The sequence below is a fragment of the Streptomyces niveiscabiei genome (assembly GCF_001419795.1).
Classification (GTDB): domain Bacteria; phylum Actinomycetota; class Actinomycetes; order Streptomycetales; family Streptomycetaceae; genus Streptomyces; species Streptomyces niveiscabiei.
In genome coordinates, this window is the sequence record NZ_LIRL01000513.1 from 1 (window position 1) to 2928 (window position 2928).

At 72.4% G+C, this 2928-nt stretch carries 3 protein-coding genes; 2 read left to right on the forward strand and 1 reads right to left on the reverse strand.

From position 1 onward, the window contains the following. Positions 1 to 189: 189 nt before the first annotated feature. Complete coding sequence (locus tag AOK24_RS24380) at positions 190 to 1107, reverse strand: aminoglycoside phosphotransferase family protein (protein ID WP_063799510.1); 918 nt, start codon at positions 1105 to 1107, stop codon at positions 190 to 192. On the opposite strand from AOK24_RS24380, the gene AOK24_RS24385 reads away from it, so the two are divergent. After that, the gene (locus tag AOK24_RS24385) at positions 1106 to 1750 is read left to right on the forward strand and encodes a rhomboid-like protein (RefSeq protein ID WP_165854536.1); all 645 of its coding nucleotides are present in this window, start codon (positions 1106 to 1108) and stop codon (positions 1748 to 1750) included. The genes AOK24_RS24380 and AOK24_RS24385 overlap by 2 nt on opposite strands. 9 nt (positions 1751 to 1759) lie before the next feature. Continuing rightward, on the forward strand, positions 1760 to 2928 hold a 1169-nt coding region (locus AOK24_RS24390), incomplete at its 3' end, for an NAD(P)/FAD-dependent oxidoreductase (RefSeq protein ID WP_055722214.1).

Here is a 2928-nt window from a genome sequence, read left to right on the forward strand (position 1 = left end):
CCGGGGAGGAGGGGGCGGACGGCCTCGGCGTAGAAGCGGCGGGCCAGGGTGAGGCCGGGGAGGAAGGTCTGTCGCTCTGTTCTCGATGCCAAGGATCGGGCTGTTGCCGGGTCCAACGTGCCGTGTTTGCCGGGAGTTCCCGAGTCATTGGGCAATTTCCGAATCCTCCTCGCCTCTCGTGCCGCCCCTTCAGGATTTCCGGAGCCGCCGTGCGATTTCCAGGTCCTCCTCGTCGAGGGGTTCGCCGTCCTCGACGTTCCAGAGGGAGTTCTCCAGGAGGCGGCCCAGGGTCCAGGCCCGGGCTCGGGCGCGGTCCAGGCCGAGGCCGGAGGTCATCGCGTCGAAGCGCCAGCGGATGTCGTCCGCGTCGAAGCGGTTGGCGATGGCGGGCCAGAGGTCGTAGCCGGGGTCGCCGGCGAGGGGCTTGGGGTCGATGGCGAGCCAGGGCGCGCGGTCGGCGGCGAGGACGTTCTCGTCGTGGAGGTCCCAGTGCAGGAGCCGGTCGCCGGGCTCGTCGGCGACCTCGGCGACGGCGGAGGCGCAGTCGGCGACGATACGGCGGTGCTCGGGGTCGGGGATGCGGGCCAGTACGGCCGGCGTGCGCTCCAGCATGGACGCGGCGATGTCGGCGAGCCGCCGCATGCCCTGCGGCGCGGGCCCGGCGGTGAGGTGGGCGAGCAGGCCGGTGATGACCTCGACGGAGGTGTGGACGTCGGCCACGCGCGCGAGCATGCGCTCGGGGTCGAGCCGTTCGAGGAGCATCGTCCCGGTGGCGTCGTCGAGGTCGAGGAGGCGGACCGCGCCGTCGCCGTCCCACAGCCGCAGGGCGACCGCCTCGCCCTCGCTCTCCTCGTCGAAGAGCTGGAGTTTCAGGACGGCGCGCAGGCCGTCCGTACGGACGACGGGCAGGATCAGCGCGCACATGCCGTGCATCGACGGCCCGTCGAGCCGCAGGTCCCAGCGCGCGAGGAACTCCTCCGCGAGCGTCGGCAGCCCCTCCAGGAAAGCGACCCCCGCCTCCCCGTTGGCCCTTTGCTGAGACTTCACCAGTCCGTGCGGAATGTCGATCACCCTTCGGACGATACTGAACCGCGTGAATCCGCTCATGCGAATTAAGCGCGGGCCACAGGCGGTCTGGAGGTACGTCCGGCGCTCCCCCGGGACCTACGTCTGGCTGGGGATCCTGCTGTTCACGACTGCCGCCGCGCATCGCATGTCGCCGCAGTTCGAGGAGGAGTTCCTGCGGCAGCGGTCGACGAACCTGCACGAGCTGTCGGACAACCCCGTGCGCGTGCTGGTCGCGAGCGCGATGTGGCTGGACGGCGGGTACTGGCTGCCGTACGCGGCGCTGTACTCGGTGATCCACGCGCCGGTGGAACGCTGGCTGGGGACCGCACGGTGGCTGGCCGTCGCGGCCGGCGCGCACGTGCTGGCGACGCTCATCAGCGAGGGGGCGCTGCTGGTCGCGATCGAGCAGGGGGTCGCGCCGAGGTCGGCGATGAACACGCTGGACGTGGGGGTGAGTTACGCGCTGGCCGGGGTCGCCGCGGTCCTGACGTACCGCCTGCGCGCGCCGTGGCGGTACGTCTGGGCGGCGGGGCTCCTGGTGTTCTTCGCGGCGCCCCTGACGGTCACGCCGACGTTCACCGATCTCGGCCACTTCATCGCCGTCCTGCTGGGGCTCGCGGCGTATCCGGTGACCCGGGGACGACGAAATCCGAAGGGGACAGCCCTCACCCGTACGGGCTAACGTCCGCGCATGGGTGCTTTCGCGAACGGCGGTGTCTCCTTCTGGTGGGCGGGAAACGGCCTCCCCAGGGAGCGCGATCCGCTGCCCGGGGACTCGACCGCCGACGTCGTGATCGTCGGCGGCGGATACACCGGCCTGTGGACGGCGTACTACCTCAAGAAGGCCGACCCCTCCCTCGCAATCACCGTCCTGGAGCGCGCGTTCTGCGGGTACGGCGCCTCCGGGCGCAACGGCGGCTGGCTGTACAACGGGATCGCCGGACGCGACCGGTACGCGCGCGTACACGGCCACGAGGCCGCCGTACGGCTCCAGCGGGCCATGAACGACACCGTCGCCGAGGTCGTCGCGGTCACCCGGGCCGAGGGGATCGACGCGGACGTCCACCAGAGCGGCGTCCTGGAGGTCGCCCGTACGCCCGCACAGCTCGCGCGCCTGCGCGCGTTCCACGAGCACGAGGTGGCGTGCGGCGAGACGGACCGCGAGCTGTACGGGCCCGCCGAGACGTCGGAACGGGTCCGTATCGTCGACACGCTGGGGTCCACGTGGACGCCGCACGGCGCGCGCGTGCACCCCGTCAAGCTGCTGACGGGGCTTCTGGACGCCGTCGTACGGCTCGGCGTGACCGTCCACGAAGGGACGGCGGTGACGGAGATCCGTCCCGGGCGGGCGGTCACCGCGTACGGCACCGTGCGCGCGCCGTACGTCCTGCGGTGCACCGAAGGGTTCACGTCCGAGCTGAAGGGACAGCGGCGCACCTGGCTGCCGATGAACTCCTCGATGATCGCCACCGAGCCGCTGAGCGACGCCCTCTGGGAGGAGATCGGCTGGCACGCGCGCGAGACGCTGGGCGACATGGCGCACGCGTACATGTACGCGCAGCGCACCGCCGACGGGCGGATCGCCCTGGGCGGGCGGGGTGTCCCGTACCGCTTCGGCTCGCGGACGGACGCGGACGGCCGCACCCCCGAGGCGACGGTCGACGCCCTGCGCGCGGTCCTCACCGACTTCTTCCCCGCCCTGCGCGCCGTCCGCGTCGACCACGCCTGGTCCGGCGTCCTCGGCGTCCCCCGCGACTGGTGCGCCACAGCCACCCTCGACCCCGCCTCCGGCCTCGGCTGGGCGGGCGGCTACGTCGGCTCCGGCGTCGCCACGGCCAACCTCGCCGGCCGCACCCTGAC